Consider the following 24,219-nt stretch of genomic DNA (forward strand, 5'->3'; position numbering starts at 1 on the left):
GGGTTGCCGCCAGAGGGCATATTCGCAGAGTCTTTACAGAGCTAGATGCGCTGGAAGGCCTTCGCAATGTCCTTATAGGAGTAGCGCAAGGCGATGGGTCTGCCGTGGGGACATGCCGTGGGGTGCTCGGTCTTTCCCAGGGCGTCGAGCAGCCATTCGATCTTCGAGTGTTCGAGGGGCTGATTGATCTTGATCGCGGCGTGGCAGGCGATGGAGGCTGCGATACGACGACGGCGGGCTTCGGAGTTCTCGGTCTGGCGATTGCGGTCGGGGATGGCGAGAACTTCTTCGAGCAGGTGTTCCAGCTCGTGGCCCTCGAGACCCACCGGTGCGGCCTTGACTGCCAGAGTTCGGGGGCCGAAGGGCTCGGCTTCGAAGCCGTTGCGCTCCAACTCTTCGGCGATCTCGGCGAACGTGATCATCTGCGCGGGGAGGAGGTCGATGAGCAGAGGCATGAGCAGACGCTGGCGCTGGATCTGTTCGGTGTCGCGGTCGCGTAGAACTTTTTCGAAGAGGATGCGCTCATGAGCTACATGCTGATCGATGATCCAGAGCCCCTCTTCGTTGGTGGCGAGGATGAACGAGTCGCGTAGCTGACCGAGCGGCTTGAGGGTTGAGAGCGCAGTGAGCGTGTCGGCTTGCTGGGGCGAGGCTGGTTCGTAGATAGATTCGACGCCGGATTCGGCGTCGGTAGATTCGTAACCGATGGGGATCGAGTGTCCGGAGAAGGCGAAGCGGCCGGGAGAGGGTGGGACGATTGGGGCGGCAAGGTGAAAGATCGGGGACTTTATGGTTTCAGCTGAGGGTGGGTTGTCCCATTGCGCCGTTTCAGAGCCCTTTGAAAAATAGAGAGCACCTGCGCCTTCGGCGCTCAGAGGAGTCGGCTGATGGCCTTCGAAGGTGGATGGTGGATGCGTGGGGTCGAAGACTGGCTGGCGGATAGCATCGCTACCTTCTGGAGGACCGGGGAGTGGGCTTACATCGATAAGGAGAGAGCTTGAGATGCCTTGCGGGCCATTCTGGAGTGCCGTGGCGAAGCTGGCAGCGGGACGGGCCTGCATGAGCGTGGTTCGGATGGTGTCGCGGACGAAGTCGTGCACGAAGCTTGGCTGGCGGAAGCGGACCTCGGTCTTGGCTGGGTGGACGTTTACGTCGACCTCTTGGGGCGGCATCTCGAGATAGAGGAGGACGACCGGGTAGGAGGTGGGAGGAAGGATGTTGCGGTAGGCCTCGGAGAGCGCGTGGAGGATAAGTTTGTCGCGGATGAGCCGCTGATTGACGAAGACGTAGATGGAGTTGCGATTGAGCTTTTGCAGTTCTGGCTTGGAGACGAAGCCTGTCATGCGGAGGAAACCGGGGTCGGGCGCGACGTAGTCTTCTTCGCGCTTCCAGGGCGGGGGCTCGGGGAGGCCGGCGCGGGTAAAGTCGAGTTCGGCGGTTGTGGGGAGCATGTAGTTGCTGGTGTCTTTGCCGAAGATCTGGAAGAGGCGTTCGGCAGCGTTGGCAACGGCGGGGGCGACAAGGAGGGCCTGCGTGGAGGAGTGAAGCTCAATGTGTTTTGTAGGGTGAACGAGCGCGTAGTGCGTGACGAGGGCGGCGATATGGGAGAGCTCGGTCTGCTCGGACTTGAGGAATTTACGGCGGGCGGGGGTGTTGAAGAAGAGGTCGCGAAGGGTGATGGTCGTGCCGACAGGAAGGCCAGCTTCTTCGACACGGAGGATGTTGCCCCCGACGATTTCGACCAGGGTGCCTGATGCCTCTTCCGCTACGCGCGTCTCGAGTTGCAGGCGGGAGACGCTGGCGATCGATGGCAGGGCTTCTCCACGAAAGCCTAGGGTGGCGATGGAGAGGAGATCGTCCGCGCTGCGGAGCTTTGAGGTGGCGTGGCGCTCAAAGGCGAGAAGGGCGTCGTCGCGCACCATTCCGTGACCGTTGTCGGTGATGCGGATGAGCTTGCGGCCTCCGGCTTCGACCTCGATGCGGATGCGGGTGGCCTGAGCGTCAAGGGAGTTTTCGAGGAGCTCTTTGACGACGGAGGCGGGTCGTTCGACGACTTCGCCGGCGGCGATCTGGTTCGCCACGAGGTCGGAGAGGATGCGAATGCGGCCCATAGGTCGATTGTACGAGGAGCAGCCTTGAGGTGTTGTTGAGGTGTATCGGAGATGTCTCTTGAACGTGCAGTCAGGTAAAAAATTCCGACGCGAGAAGTGGAACTGCGGCCGTTTGTGAGCTTAGTCAACTTCTATCAAGAGATAGATGGTATTGCTGTCTTCTTGCAGGGGAATTCGAGTTCCACTTTAGATCGCAAAAATTTGCACATAGTCAAGGTGACATTCTTACGTTTGCGCTAAAAGACCATATTTTACGGGCTTTCCAGCGGCCTCTGAAGTGGCTATCAGAATGCTTCCTGATGGTTCGGAAGCGCCTTTCTTTCGGCATCTATGGAGTGTTATGAAAATTAGAACTGTTGGACTTTGCATCCTCGCCTTGGCTGTTGCTTGCACGTCAGGAGCGCACGCAGACACGTTCTCCTTCAACTTCTCCGGCTCAGCCTTCAATGGATCGGGGACCATAACGGCGTCCGCAAGCGGCAGCGGCGTCTACACCATCACTGGCATATCCGGAATCGTTGATAATCAGATCATCACCAGCCTGCTCGGCGTCAACGCCTTCGATAACAACGACAACCTGCTGTACAGCCCGGGTTTCCTGTTTGGAGCCTATAACTTCGATACCCAGGGTGTCTCGTTCCAGATTGGGAGCGGGGGAGACAGGGTCAACATTGGACAGGGTGGCTTCCTCAATTTATTCGAAGTCGCCGATCTGGATCCTTCGAAGAGCAACCGGGATATCACTGAAAACATCAGCATCGACGTAGAAAAGATCGCATCCACCTCTCCGGTTCCTGAGCCGGGAACGCTTGCCCTTCTGGGCACGGGGATCCTGGGAGTAGCTGGTCTCATGCGTCGCCGTCTTACAACCTAAGCCTTGTACAGGCAAACAAAAGCCACCTTATGGCAGGTGGCTTTTTTCGTTAGGGGCTAAAGCACCCGCGGCCTGGGGGTTCACTTTCTTTTTTTCGAGGCCCTCGCTCTGGCAACCTCGGTGTCGCGATCCCCAACCATGTGTAACCGCATGAAGTTGGTGGCTCCGGATTTGGTCCTCGTACCGGCGACGATGCCGACGATCTGACGCTGGTGAACATGACCTTGCGTTTCCAGGATTTGTTCGGCCATGTCGACCAGTTTGTCCGTGTCGCGAAAGCGAGCGCAAAGAATCGGGTAGGTGCCCCAGAGAAGCATGCAGCGGTTGATGACCTTCTCGAAGGGCGAGAGCGCGAAGATAGGCGGATCGGGGTGGTACTTCGAAAGAAGTCGCGCCGTCATGCCGCTTTCAGTGAAGATGGCAATTGCAGCTACGTCGAGGTCGTCGGCCGCGTGCGACATGCACTCGCAGATGGTCTCCGCGATGGAGAGGCGGACGCTGGGGTGATGGCCGAGGGCCGGGCGAGGATCGAGACGGATCTGGTGCTCAGTCTCGGTGATGATCTTGGCCATCATGGCAACGGCTTCGGCGGGGTACTTGCCTGCGGCGCTCTCGCCGGAGAGCATGACAGAGTCGGTGCCGTCGTAGATGGCGTTGGCGACGTCTGACGCTTCGGCGCGGGTGGGGCGCGGGTTGTCGATCATCGACTCGAGCATCTGCGTAGCGGTGATGACGGGCTTGCGGAACTCGGCGGCGCGACGAATGATGTGCTTCTGGATGGCCGGAACTTTTTCTGGTGGAACCTCTACCCCCAGATCGCCGCGGGCGACCATGATGGCATCGGTGACTTCGAGGATGCTGTCGAGGTGCTCGATGGCCTGTGGTTTTTCGAGCTTGGCGACGACCCATGCATCGGACTTGAGAGCGGCCAGACGATTCTTGACGTGGCGTACATCGTCGGCGGTGCGGACGAAGGAGACGGCGACAGTATCTACTCCCTGGCCGATGGCGAAGATGAGATCCTCTTCGTCTTTTTCGGTGAGGGAGGGAACGTTGACGGCGATGCCGGGGAGGTTGATGCCCTTGTTTTCGCCGAGCATACCGCCGTTGATAATCTCGCAGGTCACGTCTCCGCCTTTGACGGCCTCGACGCGCAACTCGATGAGGCCGTCAGAGAGCAGGATGCGGGAACCGGGCTCGAGGTTTTCCGCGAGCGTCTTGAAGGTGGTGCCGACCAGAGCGGCGGTGCCTTCGATCTCTCGCGGGGTAATGGTGAGGCGCTTGCCAGCGATAAGCTGCACGGGCTTATGGCCTTTGAGCTTGCCGGTGCGAATCTTGGGGCCCTGCAGGTCGGCGAGGATGCAGATGGGCTTGCACTCCTCTTTCGAGATCTTGCGGACCATGCGGATGAGTTCGGTCTTTTGATCGTGGGTGCCGTGAGAGAAGTTCAGGCGAGCGACGTCGAGTCCAGCGCGGACAAGCTGGCGAAATATCTCCGGCGTACTGGAAGCGGGGCCGAGGGTTGCGACGATCTTGGCGCGGCGACCACGCTCCATTGCGGCAAAGGGGGCAACGTTGGGCATTGAGTTCACAGGTTTCTTCATGGGTCGCTTGCGGAAACTTTCTCACCATCGCGAAAGAATGATGGTATGGCCAGTGAGTTTTACCTGCCGTGGCCATTCTAACCGGGCAGGAGGGTATTTGGGGGCGCAGGTTTGGAATGAGGCAGATGCGGGTGGAAGAAACGAGCGTGAAATTCGGCGTTGAACTCGGCTCCGCAGAGAACGCAGAGCGAGATGATGTAGAGCCAGAAGAGAAGCGCTATGCCGGCACCAAGGGAGCCGTAGACCTGAGAGTAGTTGGCGAAGCGTGTGACATACCAGCCGAAGACGACGGTGGCAAAAAACCACATGGCGGTGGAGACGAAGGCCCCGGGGAGGGTCCGCTTCCACGACTGTTGCATGGGAGTTCCCATGTGATAGATGAGGGCGGTGACGCCGATGCTGCCGGTAAGCGCGACGCTCCACCGAATGAGCATGGCGAGGATGAAGACCGGGGTGCGGGCGGAGGGTGTGATGTGCAGGGCGAGCCAGGTTGTGATGAAGTGACCGAAGACCACGAGGACGCTGGCGAGCGCGAAGGGGACCAGTGAGAGAGGTACCAGAAGGAGTGCTCGCAAGCGCCGCTGCCAGAAGGTCCAGCAGTCGAACGGGAGGTCGTTCGCACGGCGCAGGCCTTCCATGATGGTGGCCAGGACGCTGGAGGCGCCGATGAGGCTGACGAGCGCCGCAACGCTCAGGGCGTGGGTGGAACGGATGGTTTGCGGTGAAGCGACAAAATAACTTTGAAGCAGGGGGCTGACGTCCGGAGGGAGAATGCGGTCGAAGAAGAGCGCGAACTGGAAGCGCAGGGGAGTTGTATCGGGAACCATGCTGATAACGGCGGCAGCGACGATGAGGGCTGGAAAGAGTGACACCATCGCCGAGTAAGCGGTGGACTGGGCGAGGTTGAGGCTATCGTGCCTCATTGCCCGGAGAAGCGTTCCATGAAGGATCCTGGGTAGGCGGAGGAGTCTTCTCATGGGAGCCGTCCGAACTGGCGAGGAGAGAGACTACGCCTTCCACCTGTTGAGGAAAGCAGTGACGGCTTCAACGCTGGTGTGCTCGAACTCCTTCTCGTGTTCGGCGTAGAGGAGGTTGCCGTGAGCGTCGATGACAGCGAGAGAAGGAATGCCATGGGCGATGGGAACATGATACTTCTTTGCCACATCGACGTTATGGTCTACATGGCCAGTATCGATGTGCACAACAAGGAAGTGCTTGGCGAGGAGTTCCGCATTGGGACTTTGGCGGTAGTAGTAGTCCAGGACCTGGCAGTCGCCGCACCAGTTTGCACCGAAGTCGAGGATGATGCGCTTGTGCTCGCGACGGGCGGTGACCATTGCGGCGGCAATGTCGGCACTGGCGTTGGCGGTCTCGGAGTAGAGGGTCCGGTTGACCGTGAAGACAGATTGAGCAGAGGCCGGGGTGAGTGAGGTGATCGTGAGCGCTAGAAGCGCTACTGCGACAGTGCGGATGATGCGATGTGTCGTGTTCATAGAGGCCTTGTTCGTGGGACAGGACTGTGAGGACGCTCGTTGCAATCGGATTTTTAGATGCGATCCGGATGTCTGAATGTCTACAGATGATGCATGAAGATCATGGAGTAACGCAAAACTATGCGGAGGGAAGGCGGCGAGAGCTACTTTCCGGCGTAGTAACCATCGCGGGTCTGGACGACGAGACCTTTCTGGTGAATGTCCACTGCAACCTGATGGTAGCCGCTGGACGCTGCGTCCTGGGTGGGGGTATAACCGAGCCGGTACTGTGCACGGAGCTCTTCCGCTATCTGGTTATAGATCTGGGCGACGTCTTGATTTTTCTTGATCTCGAAGAGCCGGCCGCCGGTCTCCTGTGCCATACGTTCGAGGATCTTCTTTCCGTCGACGTGGCTCTGGCTGGGATAGTTCCCCCCATTTCCGCCACCGTTGCCTCCACCTGGATACCCACCACGACCGCCCGGGTAGCCGGCACCAGGGTATCCGCCTCCGGGGTAGCCTCCGCCAGGGTAGCCGCCGCGGCCGCGCTGTTGGTTGTTGTTCTGTGGGTGGGACTCTTCGCCCTTGAAGTAGATGGCGTAGATGATGGTGTCGGCCCGCTGCGAGGCTTCGATGGATCGGACGAGATTCTCCTTGCTGTTTCGGTCGACGCCATCGGAGAGGATGATCAGGGCTTTGCGACCGGTCTGCTTGCTCATCATCTCGTCGGAGGCCAGAAAGAGAGCGTCATAGAGGACGGTTCCTCCCCGGCTGTGGCTCCGGCTGTCGCTATCGTCGTCGACGGAGCTGGGGCTGGGGGTATCGATCTCTTTGAGCGCCTTCTGGAGGAGCGGGCGCGAGGTGGTGAGGTCCTGCAGCAGCTCGGTTTGACGGGCAAACTGGATGATGAAGGCCTGATCCTTCGGGTTGGTCAGCATCTGGTCGAGGAAGGTGCTGCTGGCAGTGCGTTCTTCGTCCAGCACGCTGCGTTGAGACTGGCTGATGTCGACGAGAAGACCGAGGGTGAGGGGGAGGTTGGTGTCCTTGTCGAAGTAGCGAATGGTCTGTGGTTTACCGTCCACCTGGAGGGTAAAGTCGTCTTTTGTTAGGTTCTGGATGAGTGCTCCCTTTTTGTCGCGGACGACGACGGGGAGATTGACCAGACGAGCGTCAACTGCGATCGTGCCCCCGGCGGGTGTAGGAGACTGATCGGACGGAGAGTTTTTTTGCTGCGCGGCGAGGTCCGTAACGTGGAGGGCAGGGGCTAGGATGGCAACGGCCATCAGAAGGGGCCGAAGTAAGGAGGGGGCGTTCATGTGAGTTTAGACGACCCCGGCTTGATGGGGTTTCAATCCAGGGGGGAGACCTGACGTTTTTGCTGACGAGAAATCTTTGACTTGCTACTATCGAGTCATCGTTTCAATCTGCTCCTCCTTGCTCCTTTTCGGGTTCAAGTGGGTGCTTGAGTAAATTCTCGGGCCATGTGGGTCGTTGTAGGTCATCGAACTCTGAAACCGCCGCAGCCCCCGCAGCTCTTCGCGATTGTGAGCGGAAATTTCTGAAGAAGCATGGCGAATGACAGACGGGATCGCTCCGCGCTATAACCTGTTGACACTCCCATTGCAGTATTCTGAGTGGGTTTGGAGATGCTGGAAAATAGAATGCAATGGACATAAGCAAGACTGTTGGCGAAGCGTCGCTGGATGTGGAGTTGGCTCATTGTGCTGCTCCTGAAACCACTTACGCCCAATCGCGCTCTGAGTCTATTCGGTGGGGACACCTGACCGCCACGTTCTTCATCCTGCTGCTGTTTTCCTGGCTGGGAATCGTGCTTTCGCGACAGTCGGATGGGGTTGCGACGATCTGGTTTACCAACGGACTTTTGTTTGCGCTGGTGGTTACGCGGCCGAAGAAAACCTGGATTCCTTATTTCATCGCAGGTTTCCTGGCCGATACGCTGGCCGATGTCCTCTACGGCGATCCGCTGCGGCTGGCGGTCGGCGTGTCGGTCGCCAACTCCGTGGAGGTCATTACCTCGTCTGTGTTGTTGACGCGTTGGTTCGGCAGCCCTTTGCAGCTGACGAAGCGCGTTCCTTTGCTGGGCTTTCTCGGCGTCGCTGTCGTTGGGGCAACGGCTGTGACAAGTGCACTGGGAGCTTCGTGGACGATGCTCTTTGTGAACGCAGGCCCCTGGTGGATGCTGTTTCGCACCTGGTACCTGGGCGATGTGCTGGGCATGGCGATCATCGCGCCGCTGGTCTTTATCTTGCAGCGGCCGGGTTTCTTTACGATGCTCCACAGTCAGCAGCTGCCGAGAACACTGTTGTTGCTGATGGTTCCTGCGGCTGCGACAGCGCTGGTGTTCAGCCACAGCAAAGACCCGCTCATCTTCTTCATCTTTCCCGCACTGTTGCTGGTGGTGTTTCGGTTGGGCTTCCCAGGCACGGTGCTCGCCGTGTTTGTGATTGCACTGATCTCGATCTGGTTCACCGTCACCGGACATGGGCCGTTGATGTTGATCACTGGTACAAATCTGCTTCATAAGATTGTTGTTGAGCAGATCTTCCTTGCGGTGGCCCTCTTCACCTTCTTTCCGGTGGCGGCTCTGCTTGAGGAACGCAAGGCGCTCGAGATTTCGCTGCAGAAGAGCGAACTGCGATACCGCGAGCTGGCCAATGCGGATGCACTGACCGGCCTGGCAAACCGGCGAGCCTTTGATGAGAGGCTGGAGGTGGCATGGTATCGGGCGATGCGCGAGGAGCAGTCGCTGGCGCTGCTGCTGATCGATGTGGATCTTTTCAAGGCGTATAACGACCTCAATGGACATGTTGGCGGAGATGAATGTCTGCGCTGCATTGCGAAGGTGATTGCCAGTGCGCTGCAGGGTAAAGCTGAGATCGCAGCACGCTTCGGGGGCGAAGAGTTTGCCGTGATTCTCCAGAACACGACAATCGAAGTTGCAATGCAGGTCGGTGAAGACGTCCGCGAGGCCGTCGCATCACTGAAGGTGCCGCACTCGGGAAATCAACTTGGAATCCAGACGATCAGCGTAGGTGTGGCGGCGGAGGTACCGAACCGGAACGCCACGGTGATCTCTTTGCTGACGGCCTCCGATCACGCGTTGTATCGAGCCAAGTATCTGGGACGAAACCGGGTAGAGTCGGCAGCGGCAGTGATGCCAAAGAGCGAGATGTTCACTGCGGATTCGACGGTCTGAGACGCGGGTCCGCCATCGCGTATGGTTGCAATGGCAATGGGTTGAGAAGCATGTATTTTGACGGGATGATGAGACCACTTCTTTGGCTGACAGTCGGTTGTTTCTGTGCGCTCCCTGGAGTGGGTTGCGCCTCAAACTCGGCTACAGCAGCTACCTCCGCGCACGCTATAGCGGAGGCAACGGTGACGAAGCCTCCGATGGGATTCGCAAAGACTGTCGTGCTATGGCCAAACGGAGCGCCAGGTGCGTTGGGAGAAGGCGAAGGAGACATCCCGAAGATGTATGTGTATCCCGCCCCGGGCGCCGGCGTGCATTCTGCTGTGATCGTGATGCCAGGGGGCGGATATGTTCACCTGGCAATCGAAAAAGAGGGTGGGGAGGAGGCGCGTTGGCTGAATGCGCATGGCGTGACAGCTTTTGTGTTGGCGTACCGGCTCGGGCCGCGATATCACTTCCCTTCTCCAATGCTGGATGGTGCGCGGGCGATGCGCTATGTGCGCAGCCACGCCGCAGAGTTGGGAGTGGCGAAGGACAAGATCGGGCTCTGGGGCTTCTCCGCGGGTGGTCACCTGGCAGGCTATCTCGCGGCGGTAAACGATAACGGTGCCGCGAGCGCTGAGGATCCAATTGATAGAGTCAGCGACCGGCCCGACTTCGCCATTGTCTCCTATGGCCGGTTTACGATGGACGCCTCGATACCCAGGAAGACGAACATGGAGGGGCTGCTGGGTAACCATCCGACGAAGGCAATGCTGGACTCGGTCTCGGTGGTGAAGCTGGTGACAAAGAATACCTCTCCCTGCTTCATCTTCTCTACGACGGCCGACCAGCAGGTAAGTCCACTCAATGCAACGGCGTTCTACGACGCACTCAAGGAAGCCGGCGTCCCCGCGGAGCTGCACATCTTCGAGCGCGGACAGCACGGGACGGGAATGGCGCAGGGGATGAAAGGGATGGCCGAGCTAGCCATCTATCCGACTCTGCTCGCGAACTGGATGGAGATGCACGGCTGGATGTCGCAGGAATAGTGTGCCGGAGAGATGGTTGCACTCTTTCAAACCAGATGGACGCAAAATAGTTGATCCCAGGCTGCGAGGAACGAATAGACTGCATGTGGTATCGCTGCGGAATAAATGTCGAAGGCAAACGTTTTCAAGGTGCACAGGTATCTCGCATTTTTTGACAGCAGAAGAAGTTGCTTCGTTCGGTTACGGCGTTGACGAGGGTAGAGAAACACGATGCTGGCACGATCCTGGCTTGTATTTCGAGGTATTTCTTGAAGGGTTCTGCGCTCGAATCCCAGCGATCCTGGGTTTGGAAGACGATTCTCTTAGCAGCGCCGGTTTCGCTGGTGGTGGCAGGGCTCTGGCGAATCGAGCATGGGGCAGAGTTCGGGAAATTGAGCACTATCATTATTGCGATGTCTGGCACTGCCGTTGCCCTGTGGGCGTTGTGGCGCGAACGCAGCCGGGTAGAGAAGCTAAGAGGAGCCGAGCAGGCGCATTCGCAGTTTTTGGCGGCCGCTGAGACGAGCCTGGATGCCTTTGGGCTCTTTGAATCGGTGCGAGACGAAGAAGGCAGGATCGTGGACTTCCGGGTTCTCTATGTCAATGCCAACGTCGAGAGACTGATCGAACGATCACGTTCCGAGCTCCTCGGACATACTTTGTGCTCAGTAACTCCGATAAAGGCAACGGGGCCGATGTTCGCCAGGTTTTGCAGGGTTGTCGAGACCGGGGAGTCACTCAACGAAGAGTTTCCCGTAGATTACGCGAGTGTCAAGGCGACGTGGCTGCGAACCCAGGTGGTCAAGCTCGGAGATGGGCTGGCCATCACCTTCAGCAATATCAGCGAAGCCAAGGCGACTCAGGAGCGATATGCCCACCTGGCGGAGTTTACCGGCTCTGTCTTTCAGAACGCTCCCTTCAGCATCGTCGCAACCGATATTGCGGGGATGATTACGGCAATGAATTGGGAGGCAGAGAGGCTCACGGGGTATCGCAGCGAGGAGTTAGTCGGGAAGGCTTCACTGACCGTGCTGCACGATGAGCGAGAGCTGTTGGGGAGGGCGGTTGCGATTGACTCCTCCGCGACGCTGGAAAAATACGGCTTCGAAGTTCTGACGACGAGGGCATCCCAGGGAGAGATGGAGGAGCAGGAGTGGACGCTGATCAGACGCGACGGCGCACGAACGCCAATCAATCTGGCCATGAGAGCCGTGAAGACCGAGGCGGGAGAGGTAACCGGCTTTGTGAGCATCGCATTCGATATTACGGATCGACGGCAGATGATGGAGTATGTGACTCATCTCGCCACGCATGATCAATTGACGGGGCTGACCGGGCGCGCGCTCTTGCAGGACAAGACCGTCCAGACGGTGGAACTGGCGCGACGTTACGGGACGAAGGTCGCGGTCTTTGTGATCGACCTGGATCACTTCAAACGCATCAATGACTCCCTGGGACATTCGGCGGGAGATCAGATTTTGGTCGAGGCTGCCCATAGATTGCGACGCTCGGTACGCAGCACTGATGTGGTGGCGCGGATAGGCGGGGACGAGTTTGTGGTGGTCATGCCGGACATCACCACCGTGGACGACGTCGAACAATGCGCAGTGAATCTGGTGGCTACGCTATCGCCGGAGATCTCAATCGAAGAGCACCTGGTACACGTGACCGCGAGTGTTGGAGTCTGCATCTATCCCGACTTCGCAAGCGATGCCAAGCACCTGCTGAAGCGGGCAGATTCGGCGATGTACGCGGCAAAGGAGAATGGGCGGAACCAGTTTCAAATCTTCAGCGAAAGCATGCTGAAGGAGACGGCAGAACGCCTGACGATGGAGCATGCACTGCGACACGCCTTGGCGAATAAAGAGCTCAGCATGCACTACCAACCACAGATCTCGCTGACGACCGGAGCCGTTACCGGTATGGAAGCGTTACTGCGTTGGACCAATCCCAGACTGGGGAGCATCTCGCCGTCGCAATTTATTCCCTTGGCGGAAGAGACGGGGCTGATTGTGCCGATCGGGGAATGGGCCTTTATGACCGCATGTTGCGAGGGAAAGGCGCTGCAGGACGAGCTTGGCATGGATCTAACGGTTTCAATCAATCTGTCGCCGCGGCAGTTTCAGCAAAAAAATCTCGTTCCTGTTGTTGAACATTCCCTGTCAAAGAGCGGTCTGTCTCCAGAGAAACTGCAGATCGAGATCACCGAAAATATGTTGATGGTCAACTCGGAACATGTTCTGGACAAGTTGCAGAAGATGAGGGAGCTGGGAGTCGGTATATCCATTGATGACTTCGGCACTGGATTCTGCAGTTTCTCGTATCTGCTGGAATATCAGGTCGACCGCTTGAAGATCGATCAGAGCTTCGTGAAGAAGGCTGGAACTGACGCCAACGCCGCCGCGGTGGTTCGAACGATCATCGCAATGTCTCACGGACTCAACATTAAGGTAGTAGCAGAAGGTGTCGAGACCGATGAGCAGATGCGTTTCCTGTTGCGGAGAAAGTGCGACGAAGCGCAGGGCAACTTCATTGCGAAACCCGTGGCTATGGCGGAGTTTAGCGAAGTGGTACGGCAGTACGCCGATGGCCCTTCCGCTCGTGCGTCGGAGCCGGCAATCGGGTTGGTTCGGTAGAGGGCCCCGTGACGCAACAACGATTACGGCAGAAATATCCCTCGGCCGTAGCTGCCATTGAAAAATAAAAAATGACTTCTAAGTAGTTGCCCGGCTGCGTCGAATCAGGTGATAGATGCCTAACAAGATGAGGGCGCCGATAAGCGACATCAAAAAGCCAGCGGACTGATCAGGCTCATAGTGACCAATAGCGCGGCCGAGAAAGGTCCCAAGGAAGGACCCCGCTATACCGATCAACATGGTTATAAAGATGCCGCCGGGCTCTTTGCCTGGCATGATCAGTTTGGCGAGTGCGCCGACGATGAGACCGATGAGAGCCGTCCAAAGCAAATGAAGCATCGCTGTTCCTCCATGTTTGGTTTTCCGGGGCGGCCGGATACGTCTCGATTGATGGGAGAAGAATACTCCTACTTGGTGCGGATGCAAGAGTTTGATCTTGCGGGATACGTAGATTTTCCTTCTGTGGGAGAGCACGCGACACGGCGGCGAATGATGACCTACGCGTTGCGGACGATCAGGTCGTTCTTCCAAAGAGCCAGAACGACGTCCATCTGGCTGTTGTGTGCGATGTCTTCGCCGTCGGTGACCTCGGCCCAGAGTGCGTTGACAGTTTTGTGGGTGCCTGCGTTGAGTAGCGCCACGGCACGAAGGGCGTAAGCCTTGGCTTTGTTGGATGGTGCATATTGTCCGGCAGGAATTCCCTTGACCAACCCGGCTTCACAGAGACTCAGGAAGGCGAACCGAGGGCCTCCTTTTCGCTGGGCCGAGGGGCTGGTCGGATAGAGTTTTGCGGTCGCCTGTTCCCAGCGAGCTGCAGGTGTGATGGACTTGCCGTAAGTATCCATGCGGGCCGCGATGAGAGCGGCTTCGCCATATTTGTTAGCCATGCTGTCTCCGGTATGAATTGTTTCAGATTACAGGTGGGGTGCGATCTCTGGTCGTAAGCGGGGTGTCTTGCGGTCCGACCGAAGACTTTCAAAACGAAACGATGGCTCGTCGCATCGTCTTCTGTTGCTCTCTGCCTGCTCAGGACTTTGAAGATTTGGCCGATGCGCTTGTCGGTTTGGAAGTACCAGGGTTGTCCTCCCAGAGCTTGATGCCACCGTCGATCGCGTTGGTGTTCGCACCCACGATCACGTGGTTGGGCAGGGACTTCATCAGTTTGGCGTTGCCACCACCGAGGAGCACGGTGTCGCAGACCATCGCGGCTTTAAGGCGGCTGATGATGTCCAGAACCGACTTTCTCCAGCGCTTGACACCACGACGTTCGAGTCCAACGAGACCGATGTACTGTTCGTAGGTGAATCCCTTTTTGTAAGGCAGATGAGCGAGCTCAAGCGGGATGATGACGCCATCGAAGATCATTGCCGAGCCCAGACCGGTGCCGGTGCCAAGGAAGAGCATGCGGCCGCCCTTGTAGCCGCCGAGAGCCTGCATCGCGGCATCGTTGATGAAGCGTAAGGGCTTGCCGAACTCCTTCTCGTAAGGAAAATCGATCCAGCCTCCGCCAAGGTTATGGGGCTCGGCGATTGGACGATGGTGGACGACCGGACCGGGATAGCCGATGGAGACGCAATCGTATGTCCAGCCAGCGGTGGCCGCGAGGACGTCCTTGGTCATCTGTTCGGCGGTCATGGCAGGACCGGAGGGGATCTTGATAGGGACGCGCATATCTGTGGAGGCGACCTTTACGTTGGTGCCTCCGATGTCGATGACCAGAACTTTCATTGAATTGCATGTTAGCAGTGTTGGAGAGGTCGCTGGACCGGTCTCGATGGGAGTTTCTTAGCTGGCCGCTCGATGGGCCATTTAAGACAGTCAGAAGGCTAAAACGCTCCGGTTCTAAGCGCCAATCTGCGAGCCATTTATGAGTATGACGCCAGGGTTCAAGTCAAAAAAAATCTGGCCGGTCTCACTGCGTTGCAAGCGAAACAATAACGAATACGTAAATCCTCTACCGTCATTGTTTTTTGCTATGCCACGGAAAACCAAAACAGTAATTATCTGATAATAAAAGGATTAACTTATTTTCTATTATCTTATTGACATTTGTATTTTGATTGAATTAGTGTGGTGTTGGGCACACTTGCCCTAGAGATAGATAATATGCGTCGAATCATTGTGGCCACCCTCGCCCTGTCCCCCATGTTGCTTCACGCTCAGGCAAATTCGCCTGCAAAAACCCGGATCGTTGGCACTAACCTGCGCTCTGAACTGGTTGCCCCAGCGTTCACTGGCTCCGAGTCGGATCGCGGGTCCATTCCAAACGCTGCCCCTCTTCGTATCTCCACTGGCGTCAATGCTCCCAAGTTGGTTTACACCGTCGCTGTCGAATCAGACGCCGACTTCGCTCCTATGGCCCAGTTTGATCGAACTGCTGTTGTTGCGATGACGGTCGATCCGAGCGGCAAACCGACGGATCTAAAGATCGTTCAGTCGGTCAATTCTGTGATGGACCGCAATGTTCTGAACGCGGTCAGTCAGTATCGCTTCACTCCGGGCACGCTGGATAACCAGCCTACTGCTGTTCCCGTCAATCTGGCTGTTGTTCTACGCGCTGGCCGCTAGCTCCGCTGTTTGACCTGCAGCCTTCTCTTCACAGCAGAGATTGTTGAGGAGGCTTGGATCAAGCTAAAAGGCAGACTCTTACGAGTCTGCCTTTTGTTTGTATTGCGAAAAGTGGCGTCATTGCTGGGTGGCGGGAGGAGCAGCGGTAGGGCTGGTTTGGCTTTTGCCGCTGGGATTGGGGCGCAGGATGAGGAAGACCGCGATCGCTCCGGCAACGACGCAGGCGATGACGATCAGCAGGAGTGGGCTGCAGAAGGCTTGTCGTTTCTCGGGCGGCGGGGTGGGGGAGGAGGCCATGTGGGGTTGGATGCAGGATGGGAAGTTCGTGAAATTTTTATTGCGTGGTGGAAGGGTGGTTTTTCTGGGGTTTTTGCAAAAACATGGTGGCTGGGTGTGGTTTTTTGATGGTGTGATCGTGGTGGAATGCATGGTAAACGTGGTGAAGAAACGCCATCTAATCAGCGGCAGAAAAATACGCCACATTTTTCAGATTTATTTTTCGTTCCTCCGTATTTTTCGTTCCTTGATTCAGTCATTGAGATTCAGTGGTGGGAGCGGCTGGGGCTGATCGGCGGCGGGAGTCCTATTCCCTGCTGGTTTTGGGACCTGGAACTTGGGTGGAAGGGCTTTGGTGCGCGATTTCGCTTGATTGGCGGGGGTGTGGGTGGAATACTTCAGGTGAAAAAATGCGGTGAACCGACGCGCACGCGATTCTGGGGCCAGGGACTTGCGGGGTACTTCTGGAGGAGTCATGGCGAGCGTGGCTGGAGTGAATCCTTATGAGGGCGTGATCGCGCCTGGTACTCCCGAGGAGTTGGCTGGGCCGGCGCAGGTGGAGTTGAGCGCAACCCGACCTGTGGCGCGTGGGGAGCGGATCAGCAGCATGGATGTGCTGCGTGGCTTTTCGCTGATGGGCATTCTGGTGATGAACATCTGCGACTTTGCGTATGGAATTCACAACTACACCTACCCGTTGAGCACGGTGAAACCGGTGTTCGATGGGCCGCACTGGAAGATCAATACGACGGTGTGGTTTCTGCGCTGGATCTTTGCCGAGGGCAAGATGCGTGCGCTGTTTTCGATGCTGTTCGGGGCAGGCGTGATCCTGCTGACGGAGCGGGCTCTGGCGCGAGGGGCAGGGATCAAGGCGGCGGATATCTTTACTCGGCGCAATATGTGGCTGGTGCTGATCGGGATGATTCACGGCTACCTGATCTGGGACGGCGACATTCTGTTCTACTACGGCGTGGCGGCGCTGCTGTTTCTGTTTCCCTTCCGCAACGTGCGGGTGAAGCGGCTGATGTGGACGGCGGGAATCATTCTGTTTATCAACTCCGTGCTGATGATGGGCGGGCAGTATGGCAGCTCCTACAGCGCGAAGCAGGCGGCGGCGAAGGCCAATGCGAAGCTGGCGCAACACCAGACACTGACGGAGGATGAGATCGGTGATCTGAAGAAGTGGCAGAGCGTGCAGGACAGGTGGCGTGCTCCCGACAAGAAGAAATACGAAGACATCGCCGCGATGCAGAAGGGGTATTGGAAGGCGCAGGGCCATGTGGCAGGCAATGTGTTGATGGGAGAGTTGAAGGGCGCTTACTTTGGCTTCGGCGACTGGGTGGGGCTGATGCTGCTTGGCATGGCTCTTTACAAGAACGGTTTTTTGCCTGGCCGCTTGAGTATGAAGACGTATGCGTGGATCGCGGGGATCGGGCTGGGAGTGGGGTGGGCGGTGACTGGCGTGGGCGCCTACAAAGCCTGGGCAGGACACTTCGATATGTTCAAGACGTTGATCTGGATGCAGGCTCCCTATGACATCGGGAGGATTGCCGGCGCGCTGGGAAATGCCGCGCTGCTTTTGATCCTGCTGAAGGCGGGAGTGTTTCGATGGCTGCTGGCGCGAGTCGCGGCAGTGGGACAGATGGCGCTGTCGAACTATCTGCTGACGAGCCTCACCATGAAGACGATCTTCGTATGGGGCGCGTGGCACTGGTACGGCTATGTGGAGTACTACAAGATCTACTATGCTGTGGCGGGGATGTGGATCTTCAATATGGCGTTCAGCTCGATCTGGCTGCGATACTTTGAGTTTGGTCCGATGGAGTGGGTGTGGCGGTCGCTGACTTATTGGAAGAGGCAGCCGATGCGCATTCGAGCCGCAACACCTGTACAGGTAGTTGCCGCCACCGCTGCTTAAGCGGTTGCTCGGATTACCATTCGACTTACCATTGGACTTGGACGCCGAAGAGGGTTATCAGAAGCGCGGCTTGATCCGGGCTGATGATGAGACCACTCATCGTGGCGGGTGTGCCGCGAAGGCCGTCGATCCTACAGCCGCGTATGTCTGCGCGGTGTAGGTTCGCGTGTGAGAGGTCGGCGCGACTGAGGTCGCAGTCCCGGAAGATGGTGCCGGTGAGATCGGCGCCGTAGAGGTCTGCATCGGTGAGATTGCAGTTCTGAAAGACGCACTGTTGAAGGCGTGCCATTCGCAGGAGAGCGAAGTCTATCTTGCACTCTTTGAAGAGAACACTTTTGAGTCTGGCTTCCGTTAAGATGGCTCCGGTGAGTCGCGTTGAAGTGATCTCTACGCGCTCGATGGAGCTTCCCTTGAGGTCGCCGTTAGCCAGGTCGGAGCTTTCGATGCGGGAGTCGTGCAGGTGCAGGCCGTGTGCCTTGGGATCGGCCAACGTAACGGAGTGCAAGAGGCAGCGATCTATTCTGATGGACTGTCCGCGTGGACTCAGGAGCGGTGGCAAGGCCATGTCTGAAGCTATGGCATCACTAACCTGTCCCGATTCGAGCTGATCAATGAGGGTCTCGGTGAGGAGATCGAGTTCTATCTGGGGGGCGATGCGGCCCTTGATCTTCGTCGCCATTCTTTTCAGAATAAATGTGGGGCGCTATTTTTTCGTCAATGCGTTTTTTTCAGCCTCGTCGATGACTGCTGCGACCTTTGCCGGCTCGATGGCCGGAGGTACTATAGGGCCGGAAGTACTATAGGTCAGGGAGCAGGAGCCGTGACTACACGTCCCTATGAGGTTCGCGTCCAACTCGGCGATGCGTCAGTCCGGATGTTTGCGGCCAACGATCGCATGAACCAGATGCTGATCGAACACCTTGAGGCTGCGGCGTGGAGAGCGAAGCCGCTCGGCAAAACTCGCACCATTGCTGCGATCTTCACGCACATGCATAACGTCCGCTGCAAGTGGGTCAGGCTTACGGCTCCGCACCTGAAGGTTCCTGCACTGCTGAATCGTGCGCACTGCACGCCGGAGCAGGCTCGTGCTGGCTTAGCCGAGAGTGCCGCTCGCTGCGGGGAGATGCTGGCGGAAGCGCTGGGCGACGGTGGTGGGCGCATCGAGAGGTTTCGTAGAGACGGCTGGGCTCCTGCGTGGCCGGTTGGCGTGGAGATGCTGTGCTACATGCTGGCGCACGAAGCGCACCATCGCGGGCAGGTTTGTATGCTCGCGCATCAGATGGGATCTCCATTGCCGTATGAGGCTTCGGACGGGATCTGGAATTGGGAGAGGATCTGGAAGGAGTGCGGGGCGCGTGGTCCGGAGTATGGTGCTTAGTTTAATTGCTCGCTAGAACCTGCTTGTTTGGGTTGTAGACGTAAGTGATAAACGCGTATCCCCACGGTACAGCGACGATGGGCAGTATCACCCACAGGAACGCCGAGGTGGTGCCTTCCGCTGATGAACCGGCCAACATGCCCTTTGACCAGAGCGGGTAGGCCACGACGATGAGCCACAGGACTTTGTAGAAGACCTCGAGGAGCACGATCGGCAGCATCTTGAGAGGGCGAATGATGCCCAGGCCGGCGAGGGTGGCGAAGGCTGTCCAGAGGCACCACGCGACGGCGTCCATTGGCTCCCATGATCCCTGGTGAGTGAGAACGTGGGTCCAGGCCTGCTTGCCGAGGACGAAGAACATGAGGATGTAGAGAAGCCGCAGGAGGTAGATGTTGATCGGTCGGACGCCTTCGTACTTGGCGGCTGGTTGAAAGATAGCTTTGGGGCTGAAGGTCATGGAAGAATCCTCGACTCAGCATGGTCCTGCTGGTTTCTTGCGAGAGTTTCGCTTTCCATACACCTTATCTGATTTGTCGGGTGACGGTTCTATGTGTGGGTACGAATTTGATTGGCTTATGCCGATGGTTTCGAAAAGTAACCAAAGTAGGCCTAAAACTCCACTTTTCTATGCAGGTTTTTGCGCACACTGGGATGATTTGGCCGCGCATTCTTTTGAATTGAACGCGTAACTTTGGCATCCTACGTGCCTTCACTGCTTGAAAGATGAGTCTCCCCATCTGTTGTAGAGGACGAATTGAATGCGAATCACGTGGATGTTCGTAGCGGCTGCACTTTCGTTCCCTGCACACGGCGCGTTGGCAGATAGTATCCAACTTACCGTTCATTCGAGCGTCACCATAGATGTGTCCAGCCCCAACGATAACTTCTTCGGCCAATACGATAATGTTCAAGGGTTGCCGTTCCTGAATGACCATCCGAGCATCTCGACGAACGTCGTCATACCGTTTTCGAATGTGTCGGTTCTGTTGCCGACGGGGAGCGTCTTCGAGGATGCTTCGGTTGGGATCGCAGGGCCTCCGCTTGGCACAATGGTGATGGGGACGGGACACGAGTTCGCGGGAACGCCGTTTGGTGCGGTGATCAATCACTCTCTTCCTTCGGTTGCGCCTACGTTCAGCAAGAATGGAATCTCCGATGTGTCGGTCGATCTTCTCTTTACCGGAAAGACGACGGTTGCTGGGGAGAAGGTGTCGACGAATATTCAGGATCTGAATTTTGTGCTTAGTGGATTTATTCAGTCTGCTCTTCTGAATCCTGGCTCCAACTGGGCCGGCTATCTGGGAGGGAGTGGGCAGGTGGTGATTCCGTATACGGTTGAGTTGACTGTGGACTATTCGCCGGTGCCTGAGCCTTCGAGTCTTGCTCTGTTTGGGATTGGGCTGCTTGGGTTGAGTGGCGTGGTTCGGTGGAAGCTTCGGTCTTAGCACCAAGCTCGAAGGCGATGTCCGAACTGATCAACGGTCTGGGACCGAACGGCAAGCTCATGGTGATCGGTGCAAGCTTCGATCCCATTGATTACGGATGTTCCGCAGCAGCTTTCAGGTTGGCGAGACCTTTGTCGAAGTCGGGACCGATCATCTTGTCCATGGTGGTGAAGACGCTCATAAGTTTGCCGGGGAGCAAGTTCATCGGGCCGTTCATGATCCAGTTTACGCGGGTGGCTGAGCCTTGCGGTTCGAGGACGAAGTCGGCGGTGTTGTGGCCTTCGAAGGGTTTGAGGAAATCGATTTTGATGGTGGTCTTGGTGGGTTCGACGGAGAGGATCTCCATGCGGCCCTTGCCTACTTTACTATTCCCTTCCCACTCGTAGACTGAGCCGACGCCGCTGGGTGGGCCGGAGTAGGTGGTCTTCATGTTGGGGTCGAGCTGTGCCCAGGGCGACCAGGCGTTCCATTGATGAAAGTCGTCGATGAGGGAGGAGATCTTTTCGGGTGGGGCGGTGATGGTGGCGGAACGCTCTACTCGGAAGGTGCTCGGCTTGGTGAGCGCGAGAAGAAAGACTACAGCGACAGCCAGAACGAGGATGAGGCCAATGGTTTTTAACATAGTGGCTCCTGGGAGTGAGCCGCCAGTATAGAAGTGGAAAGACGGTTCGCGCCAGTCCGAATGCCCACATTCTCAAAATCGAGATACGGGGCACTCGGCATTCTGCTGTTTACATCCCACCCTTCGCAAAGTGCGCGAAGATGGGCACCCGATCATTTGTGGTCGCTTGAAGTGAGTAGACTAACGATGGGCCACCCGCCAACTTTTTGTGTAATGTCCTCACAACTCTTCGAACTCAGGGGAGTATCCAGTGTGACCGGTGTCCTCAACTCGTACTGTCCTGAACTCATACCTTGACCCAGGGTCGTTTCCGGTCTAGTGTAGACGTGCCTTAGAAGAGGAATTTAGGAGGCGTTCATGCGTCGATCCCTTTGTCTTCTCTGCCTACTGCTCTTTGGTTCTTGCCTGGTCGCTCAGGCCGATCCTCTGGTGACAGTCACGGTTAACTACGTTTACCACAACTTCGACGACACGGGCTCGACTACCTTCTCGTTCGACCCCGACAAGGTGTTCTACTATCTCCAACCGAATTACCAGTTTGATTTCTTGTACCCCCTCATTCAGTCGCCCGAATTTCCAAGCCCGTTCAGCTACGACACAGTAGACTTCTTTGGCGGTTCGCTCGCATTCACCAACTTTGGACCAAATTTCATCTACGACTTCGAAATCGACGGTACCTGCCAGGACATTCCCCCTCTCGCCGGCACCGGGGCCGTGCCTACCTTCGTAACAACGACCTGCTACGGCAGCGGCGTTCGCGATAGTGTCGGGTATCTGACTGAGCAAGTCGAGGAGATCACGTCGCTCGACTTCGTGGTGACGGGAGGTGCGACCATACCTGAGCCCTCAAGCCTTGTGCTGCTTGGCACCGGCCTGGCGGGTCTCTTTCAAATTGGCTTCCGCCGCATGCGAGCTGCCCGGAGAGCTTCATAGCGGTTCGCGCTTGGCGCGAATGCTCACGTCGCAAAATCGAGATATGGGGTACCCGGCTGCTTCGCTGTACCCGACGTCCTCGCCTTGGACGTTTCTCCGGTCAGCAGCATCGCTGTTGGCCCTGTGCAACACAGTTTATTCCCGGGCAAGCTCAGTTACTGATTGGAGATGGTGGCGATGGTCCCGTCCAGCTTGGTGAGATGCACTGTTAGTTTTTCGTTATAGACGCGAATCTTATCCTGGAGGAAGCTGAGGGCGAAGGCCTCTCCGAGGAGGATCGAGTCGTCGCTGTCGCTGCGCCAGTGGATGCCGCCGTGAATGCCGTGGCCGAAGGTGATGTTGTGCGCGAGCTTGTTAAGCTCGCCGTTGATGGTGAGACTACCTGCGTCAGGGCCGGTGTAGGGGTTCAGCGAAAGACCGTCGGGCGCAGGCACCTGTGGATTGGGGATGACGAAGTTCCCATCGTAGAAGAACTTCAGAATGGTGATGCAGGCCCCGGCGACAGTGCCGTGACCGGTGGGGTAGGCGGGGTGAGCGGGCGATCCCTCAGGAAAGGCTTGCGAGAGAAACCAGCTGTTGTTGGCGTCATAGCTGGCTTTCAGCGCCTGCGAGTTGAGGAAGTTGTTGTTCAGCTTGGCCTGAAGGCTGCCCAACTGGTTCGTCTTGGTGAGGTAAGCGATGCCGCCGCTGGACTCAGGCCGTGGACGCAGGTGAACGAACCACTTTTGATACCAGACAGTGTCGAGAACACGCGCTGCGACTTCGCCGATGGTCGCGGAGATGTCAGGGCCTCCTAGTGTGTCGAATCCGTTCTGGGTGCGGGAGGTTGCGTAGGGATTGCCTGGGTTGAGAGGTGCGCTGAGGGTGTTCATCACAAGGAACGCGATGAAGTATGCCTGGAAGAGCACGTCGACGTGAGTCCATGCAGCGAGCCCTCGGCCGTTTTGGAGGAAGCGAACGTTGGGGTCGGGTTGGTTGGTCAGGCCCGTATTGATTCCATTCTGGACCTGGAGGAATGAATCGGGATCCAGCATGTAGTTGAGACCGGCCTGATAGGTGATGTACTGATTGGTGAGAGGCAAGGCGCCGAAGAAGCTGGGTGTGATGATCAGCTGCGAGATATAAGGCCCAAGTGTCTCGCCTGGGTAGTAGCCGCGGAAGAGCAGATTCGGTGTGACGTGACCGGAGTGCGTTCGCGGACCGGCGTAGCTGGGCATGCTGGTCAGCTCGGCGCAGGCCGCGGCGGCTACGGGGCTGGTTTGGTAATCGGTGAAGGCGGTGTCGCGGAGCAGCGAACACCAGTAGAGCTCGGTGAGTTCTGTACCCCAGGCGGGACTGGAGAATGCAGGCGGCGCTGGAACGACGACTTCGGTCTCCTGGTTGTGAGGAGAGGGCGAACTGCCGAACTGATGCGAGTCCGTTCCCTCTAACGTGAAGGCTAACCCACCCTGTGGGCCGTTCAGGGTGCGGGTTCCTCCAATGATGATGTTCTCGAAGTCCGAGGGCTTGCCACTGGCCAGAGCGGTCGTGAAGGTTCGATAGGCAGCGGGGTTTACCAAGCCGATCGAATCCTGGAGGACAACTTTGGTGTAGGTGGCGGAGCCGTCAGGGTAACGCTGCTGATCGCCATTGGTTTGATGAGAGGGTAGCGGAACAAGCGCCTGGGCGATCGCCGCGTTGAGACGAATTGCAAACGACGCTTGAACCCGCGGATTGTCCGGGATCCCGTAACTTGCCGCACTTGCCTGGTTATTTGGCGAAAGCTTTGAACTGTCGGAAGCGGTCTGTGCCGCGGCTGCGGACGGTACAGCCAGCGCTCCGACCAAGCTCGCGCTCATCTTGCCGAGAAACATGCGGCGATTCGATTGTTTGAGGTGGGGCAGCGGAGTAGGTGCCAGAAGATTATCCGGCGAGCTTTCGATCGATTTTAGATCACTCATGTTGGTAACTCCTTCGTTCGATTTGACAAGACAAACGGCAAGGGCAACATTCGCGTAGAGCAGCCGAAGTGTGCTCGCGCAGATGCGTGTGAGGATTAGCGATAATTAAAGTGGAGATGGCCGGAATGCCAGACCCTTGGGGAGAAAAACACTGAGGCAAGCTGGTGACAAACTTTAGCTAAAGAAGGGCCTGCACTGCTCCGGAAGCTAACCCTCGC

At 57.4% G+C, this 24,219-nt stretch carries 22 protein-coding genes; 10 read left to right on the plus strand and 12 right to left on the minus strand.

Features of this window, described 5'->3' with window-relative positions; translation table 11 throughout:
• Window positions 1–41 precede the first annotated feature (41 nt).
• Window positions 42–2,111, minus strand: a complete 2,070-nt coding sequence (gene mutL, locus HDF09_RS06110; protein ID WP_183762903.1) for a DNA mismatch repair endonuclease MutL — start codon at window positions 2,109–2,111, stop codon at window positions 42–44.
• A 340-nt stretch (window positions 2,112–2,451) separates the two neighbouring features.
• Here mutL and HDF09_RS06115 point away from each other — a divergent pair, with 340 nt between their 5' ends.
• Complete coding sequence (locus HDF09_RS06115; RefSeq protein WP_183762906.1) at window positions 2,452–2,985, plus strand: PEP-CTERM sorting domain-containing protein; 534 nt, start codon at window positions 2,452–2,454, stop codon at window positions 2,983–2,985.
• 80 nt (window positions 2,986–3,065) lie between these two features.
• On the opposite strand, the gene pyk is transcribed toward HDF09_RS06115, so the two are convergent.
• From pyk to HDF09_RS06135, 4 genes are all read right to left on the minus strand, one after another.
• Window positions 3,066–4,541: a pyruvate kinase gene (gene pyk, locus HDF09_RS06120; protein WP_183763468.1), complete on the minus strand. Its 1,476-nt coding sequence runs from the start codon at window positions 4,539–4,541 to the stop codon at window positions 3,066–3,068.
• 125 nt (window positions 4,542–4,666) lie between these two features.
• Window positions 4,667–5,512 carry a YihY/virulence factor BrkB family protein gene (locus HDF09_RS06125; RefSeq protein WP_260180941.1) on the minus strand — a complete coding sequence of 282 codons (846 nt, stop codon included), beginning with the start codon at window positions 5,510–5,512 and terminating at the stop codon, window positions 4,667–4,669.
• Window positions 5,513–5,596: 84 nt separating this feature from the next.
• Complete coding sequence (locus HDF09_RS06130) at window positions 5,597–6,082, minus strand: thioredoxin family protein (RefSeq protein WP_183762912.1); 486 nt, start codon at window positions 6,080–6,082, stop codon at window positions 5,597–5,599.
• A 143-nt stretch (window positions 6,083–6,225) separates the two neighbouring features.
• Window positions 6,226–7,377 carry a VWA domain-containing protein gene (locus tag HDF09_RS06135; protein WP_183762915.1) on the minus strand — a complete coding sequence of 384 codons (1,152 nt, stop codon included), beginning with the start codon at window positions 7,375–7,377 and terminating at the stop codon, window positions 6,226–6,228.
• A gap of 350 nt (window positions 7,378–7,727) precedes the next feature.
• Here HDF09_RS06135 and HDF09_RS06140 point away from each other — a divergent pair, with 350 nt between their 5' ends.
• The 3 genes from HDF09_RS06140 (at window position 7,728) to HDF09_RS06150 (ending at window position 12,921) form a co-directional block, all read left to right on the plus strand.
• Window positions 7,728–9,278 (plus strand): sensor domain-containing diguanylate cyclase, encoded by a 1,551-nt coding sequence (locus tag HDF09_RS06140; RefSeq protein ID WP_183762918.1) that lies wholly within the window; start codon window positions 7,728–7,730, stop codon window positions 9,276–9,278.
• A 182-nt stretch (window positions 9,279–9,460) separates the two neighbouring features.
• Entirely contained in the window at window positions 9,461–10,306 is an 846-nt protein-coding gene (locus HDF09_RS06145; protein ID WP_311718817.1) for an alpha/beta hydrolase, read from the plus strand.
• A 248-nt stretch (window positions 10,307–10,554) separates the two neighbouring features.
• Window positions 10,555–12,921, plus strand: coding sequence for a sensor domain-containing protein (locus HDF09_RS06150; protein WP_183762921.1), 2,367 nt, complete (start codon window positions 10,555–10,557; stop codon window positions 12,919–12,921).
• A gap of 78 nt (window positions 12,922–12,999) precedes the next feature.
• Here the strand turns inward: HDF09_RS06150 and HDF09_RS06155 are convergent, their stop codons facing one another.
• From HDF09_RS06155 to HDF09_RS06165, 3 genes are all read right to left on the minus strand, one after another.
• Window positions 13,000–13,260: a GlsB/YeaQ/YmgE family stress response membrane protein gene (locus HDF09_RS06155; protein ID WP_183762924.1), complete on the minus strand. Its 261-nt coding sequence runs from the start codon at window positions 13,258–13,260 to the stop codon at window positions 13,000–13,002.
• 158 nt (window positions 13,261–13,418) lie between these two features.
• Window positions 13,419–13,808, minus strand: a complete 390-nt coding sequence (locus tag HDF09_RS06160) for a DUF6979 family protein (RefSeq protein WP_183762928.1) — start codon at window positions 13,806–13,808, stop codon at window positions 13,419–13,421.
• A 139-nt stretch (window positions 13,809–13,947) separates the two neighbouring features.
• The gene (locus HDF09_RS06165) at window positions 13,948–14,649 is read right to left on the minus strand and encodes an ROK family protein (protein WP_183762931.1); all 702 of its coding nucleotides are present in this window, start codon (window positions 14,647–14,649) and stop codon (window positions 13,948–13,950) included.
• 378 nt (window positions 14,650–15,027) lie between these two features.
• Here HDF09_RS06165 and HDF09_RS06170 point away from each other — a divergent pair, with 378 nt between their 5' ends.
• From HDF09_RS06170 to HDF09_RS06180, 3 genes are all read left to right on the plus strand, one after another.
• A complete protein-coding gene (locus tag HDF09_RS06170) occupies window positions 15,028–15,489 on the plus strand; it encodes a TonB family protein (RefSeq protein WP_183762934.1) in 462 nt (153 codons plus the stop codon).
• 187 nt (window positions 15,490–15,676) lie between these two features.
• Window positions 15,677–16,057 (plus strand): hypothetical protein, encoded by a 381-nt coding sequence (locus HDF09_RS06175; protein ID WP_183762937.1) that lies wholly within the window; start codon window positions 15,677–15,679, stop codon window positions 16,055–16,057.
• Window positions 16,058–16,240: 183 nt separating this feature from the next.
• A complete protein-coding gene (locus HDF09_RS06180; RefSeq protein WP_183762940.1) occupies window positions 16,241–17,683 on the plus strand; it encodes a DUF418 domain-containing protein in 1,443 nt (480 codons plus the stop codon).
• Between the two features lie 25 nt (window positions 17,684–17,708).
• Here the strand turns inward: HDF09_RS06180 and HDF09_RS06185 are convergent, their stop codons facing one another.
• Complete coding sequence (locus HDF09_RS06185; RefSeq protein WP_183762943.1) at window positions 17,709–18,362, minus strand: pentapeptide repeat-containing protein; 654 nt, start codon at window positions 18,360–18,362, stop codon at window positions 17,709–17,711.
• 141 nt (window positions 18,363–18,503) lie between these two features.
• Between HDF09_RS06185 and HDF09_RS06190 the strand changes: the two genes are divergently transcribed.
• Window positions 18,504–19,061: a DinB family protein gene (locus tag HDF09_RS06190; protein WP_311718823.1), complete on the plus strand. Its 558-nt coding sequence runs from the start codon at window positions 18,504–18,506 to the stop codon at window positions 19,059–19,061.
• 1 nt (window position 19,062) lies between these two features.
• Here the strand turns inward: HDF09_RS06190 and HDF09_RS06195 are convergent, their stop codons facing one another.
• Complete coding sequence (locus HDF09_RS06195; RefSeq protein WP_183762946.1) at window positions 19,063–19,518, minus strand: hypothetical protein; 456 nt, start codon at window positions 19,516–19,518, stop codon at window positions 19,063–19,065.
• 301 nt (window positions 19,519–19,819) lie between these two features.
• Here HDF09_RS06195 and HDF09_RS06200 point away from each other — a divergent pair, with 301 nt between their 5' ends.
• A complete protein-coding gene (locus HDF09_RS06200) occupies window positions 19,820–20,506 on the plus strand; it encodes a PEP-CTERM sorting domain-containing protein (protein ID WP_183762949.1) in 687 nt (228 codons plus the stop codon).
• 91 nt (window positions 20,507–20,597) lie between these two features.
• On the opposite strand, the gene HDF09_RS06205 is transcribed toward HDF09_RS06200, so the two are convergent.
• Window positions 20,598–21,128: an SRPBCC family protein gene (locus HDF09_RS06205; RefSeq protein WP_183762952.1), complete on the minus strand. Its 531-nt coding sequence runs from the start codon at window positions 21,126–21,128 to the stop codon at window positions 20,598–20,600.
• A gap of 357 nt (window positions 21,129–21,485) precedes the next feature.
• Here HDF09_RS06205 and HDF09_RS06210 point away from each other — a divergent pair, with 357 nt between their 5' ends.
• The gene (locus HDF09_RS06210) at window positions 21,486–22,061 is read left to right on the plus strand and encodes a PEP-CTERM sorting domain-containing protein (protein ID WP_183762955.1); all 576 of its coding nucleotides are present in this window, start codon (window positions 21,486–21,488) and stop codon (window positions 22,059–22,061) included.
• 155 nt (window positions 22,062–22,216) lie between these two features.
• Here HDF09_RS06210 and HDF09_RS06215 read toward each other — a convergent pair whose 3' ends face one another.
• Window positions 22,217–24,001, minus strand: a complete 1,785-nt coding sequence (locus tag HDF09_RS06215; protein WP_183762958.1) for a vanadium-dependent haloperoxidase — start codon at window positions 23,999–24,001, stop codon at window positions 22,217–22,219.
• Between the last annotated feature and the right edge of the window lie 218 nt (window positions 24,002–24,219).

It is taken from the genome of Edaphobacter lichenicola (assembly GCF_014201315.1).
Classification (GTDB): domain Bacteria; phylum Acidobacteriota; class Terriglobia; order Terriglobales; family Acidobacteriaceae; genus Edaphobacter; species Edaphobacter lichenicola_B.

Excerpts from the sequence above, each read along its gene's own strand:
- mutL (WP_183762903.1), bottom strand. The coding sequence starts at position 2,111 with ATGGGCCGCATTCGCATCCTCTCCGACCTCGTGGCGAACCAGATCGCC.
- HDF09_RS06115 (WP_183762906.1), top strand. The coding sequence starts at position 2,452 with ATGAAAATTAGAACTGTTGGACTTTGCATCCTCGCCTTGGCTGTTGCT.
- pyk (WP_183763468.1), bottom strand. The coding sequence starts at position 4,541 with ATGGAGCGTGGTCGCCGCGCCAAGATCGTCGCAACCCTCGGCCCCGCT.
- HDF09_RS06125 (WP_260180941.1), bottom strand. The coding sequence starts at position 5,512 with ATGAGGCACGATAGCCTCAACCTCGCCCAGTCCACCGCTTACTCGGCG.
- HDF09_RS06130 (WP_183762912.1), bottom strand. The coding sequence starts at position 6,082 with ATGAACACGACACATCGCATCATCCGCACTGTCGCAGTAGCGCTTCTA.
- HDF09_RS06135 (WP_183762915.1), bottom strand. The coding sequence starts at position 7,377 with ATGAACGCCCCCTCCTTACTTCGGCCCCTTCTGATGGCCGTTGCCATC.
- HDF09_RS06140 (WP_183762918.1), top strand. The coding sequence starts at position 7,728 with ATGGACATAAGCAAGACTGTTGGCGAAGCGTCGCTGGATGTGGAGTTG.
- HDF09_RS06155 (WP_183762924.1), bottom strand. The coding sequence starts at position 13,260 with ATGCTTCATTTGCTTTGGACGGCTCTCATCGGTCTCATCGTCGGCGCA.
- HDF09_RS06160 (WP_183762928.1), bottom strand. The coding sequence starts at position 13,808 with ATGGCTAACAAATATGGCGAAGCCGCTCTCATCGCGGCCCGCATGGAT.
- HDF09_RS06165 (WP_183762931.1), bottom strand. The coding sequence starts at position 14,649 with ATGAAAGTTCTGGTCATCGACATCGGAGGCACCAACGTAAAGGTCGCC.
- HDF09_RS06170 (WP_183762934.1), top strand. The coding sequence starts at position 15,028 with ATGCGTCGAATCATTGTGGCCACCCTCGCCCTGTCCCCCATGTTGCTT.
- HDF09_RS06175 (WP_183762937.1), top strand. The coding sequence starts at position 15,677 with ATGAGGAAGACCGCGATCGCTCCGGCAACGACGCAGGCGATGACGATC.
- HDF09_RS06180 (WP_183762940.1), top strand. The coding sequence starts at position 16,241 with ATGGCGAGCGTGGCTGGAGTGAATCCTTATGAGGGCGTGATCGCGCCT.
- HDF09_RS06185 (WP_183762943.1), bottom strand. The coding sequence starts at position 18,362 with ATGGCGACGAAGATCAAGGGCCGCATCGCCCCCCAGATAGAACTCGAT.
- HDF09_RS06195 (WP_183762946.1), bottom strand. The coding sequence starts at position 19,518 with ATGACCTTCAGCCCCAAAGCTATCTTTCAACCAGCCGCCAAGTACGAA.
- HDF09_RS06200 (WP_183762949.1), top strand. The coding sequence starts at position 19,820 with ATGCGAATCACGTGGATGTTCGTAGCGGCTGCACTTTCGTTCCCTGCA.
- HDF09_RS06205 (WP_183762952.1), bottom strand. The coding sequence starts at position 21,128 with ATGTTAAAAACCATTGGCCTCATCCTCGTTCTGGCTGTCGCTGTAGTC.
- HDF09_RS06210 (WP_183762955.1), top strand. The coding sequence starts at position 21,486 with ATGCGTCGATCCCTTTGTCTTCTCTGCCTACTGCTCTTTGGTTCTTGC.
- HDF09_RS06215 (WP_183762958.1), bottom strand. The coding sequence starts at position 24,001 with ATGAGTGATCTAAAATCGATCGAAAGCTCGCCGGATAATCTTCTGGCA.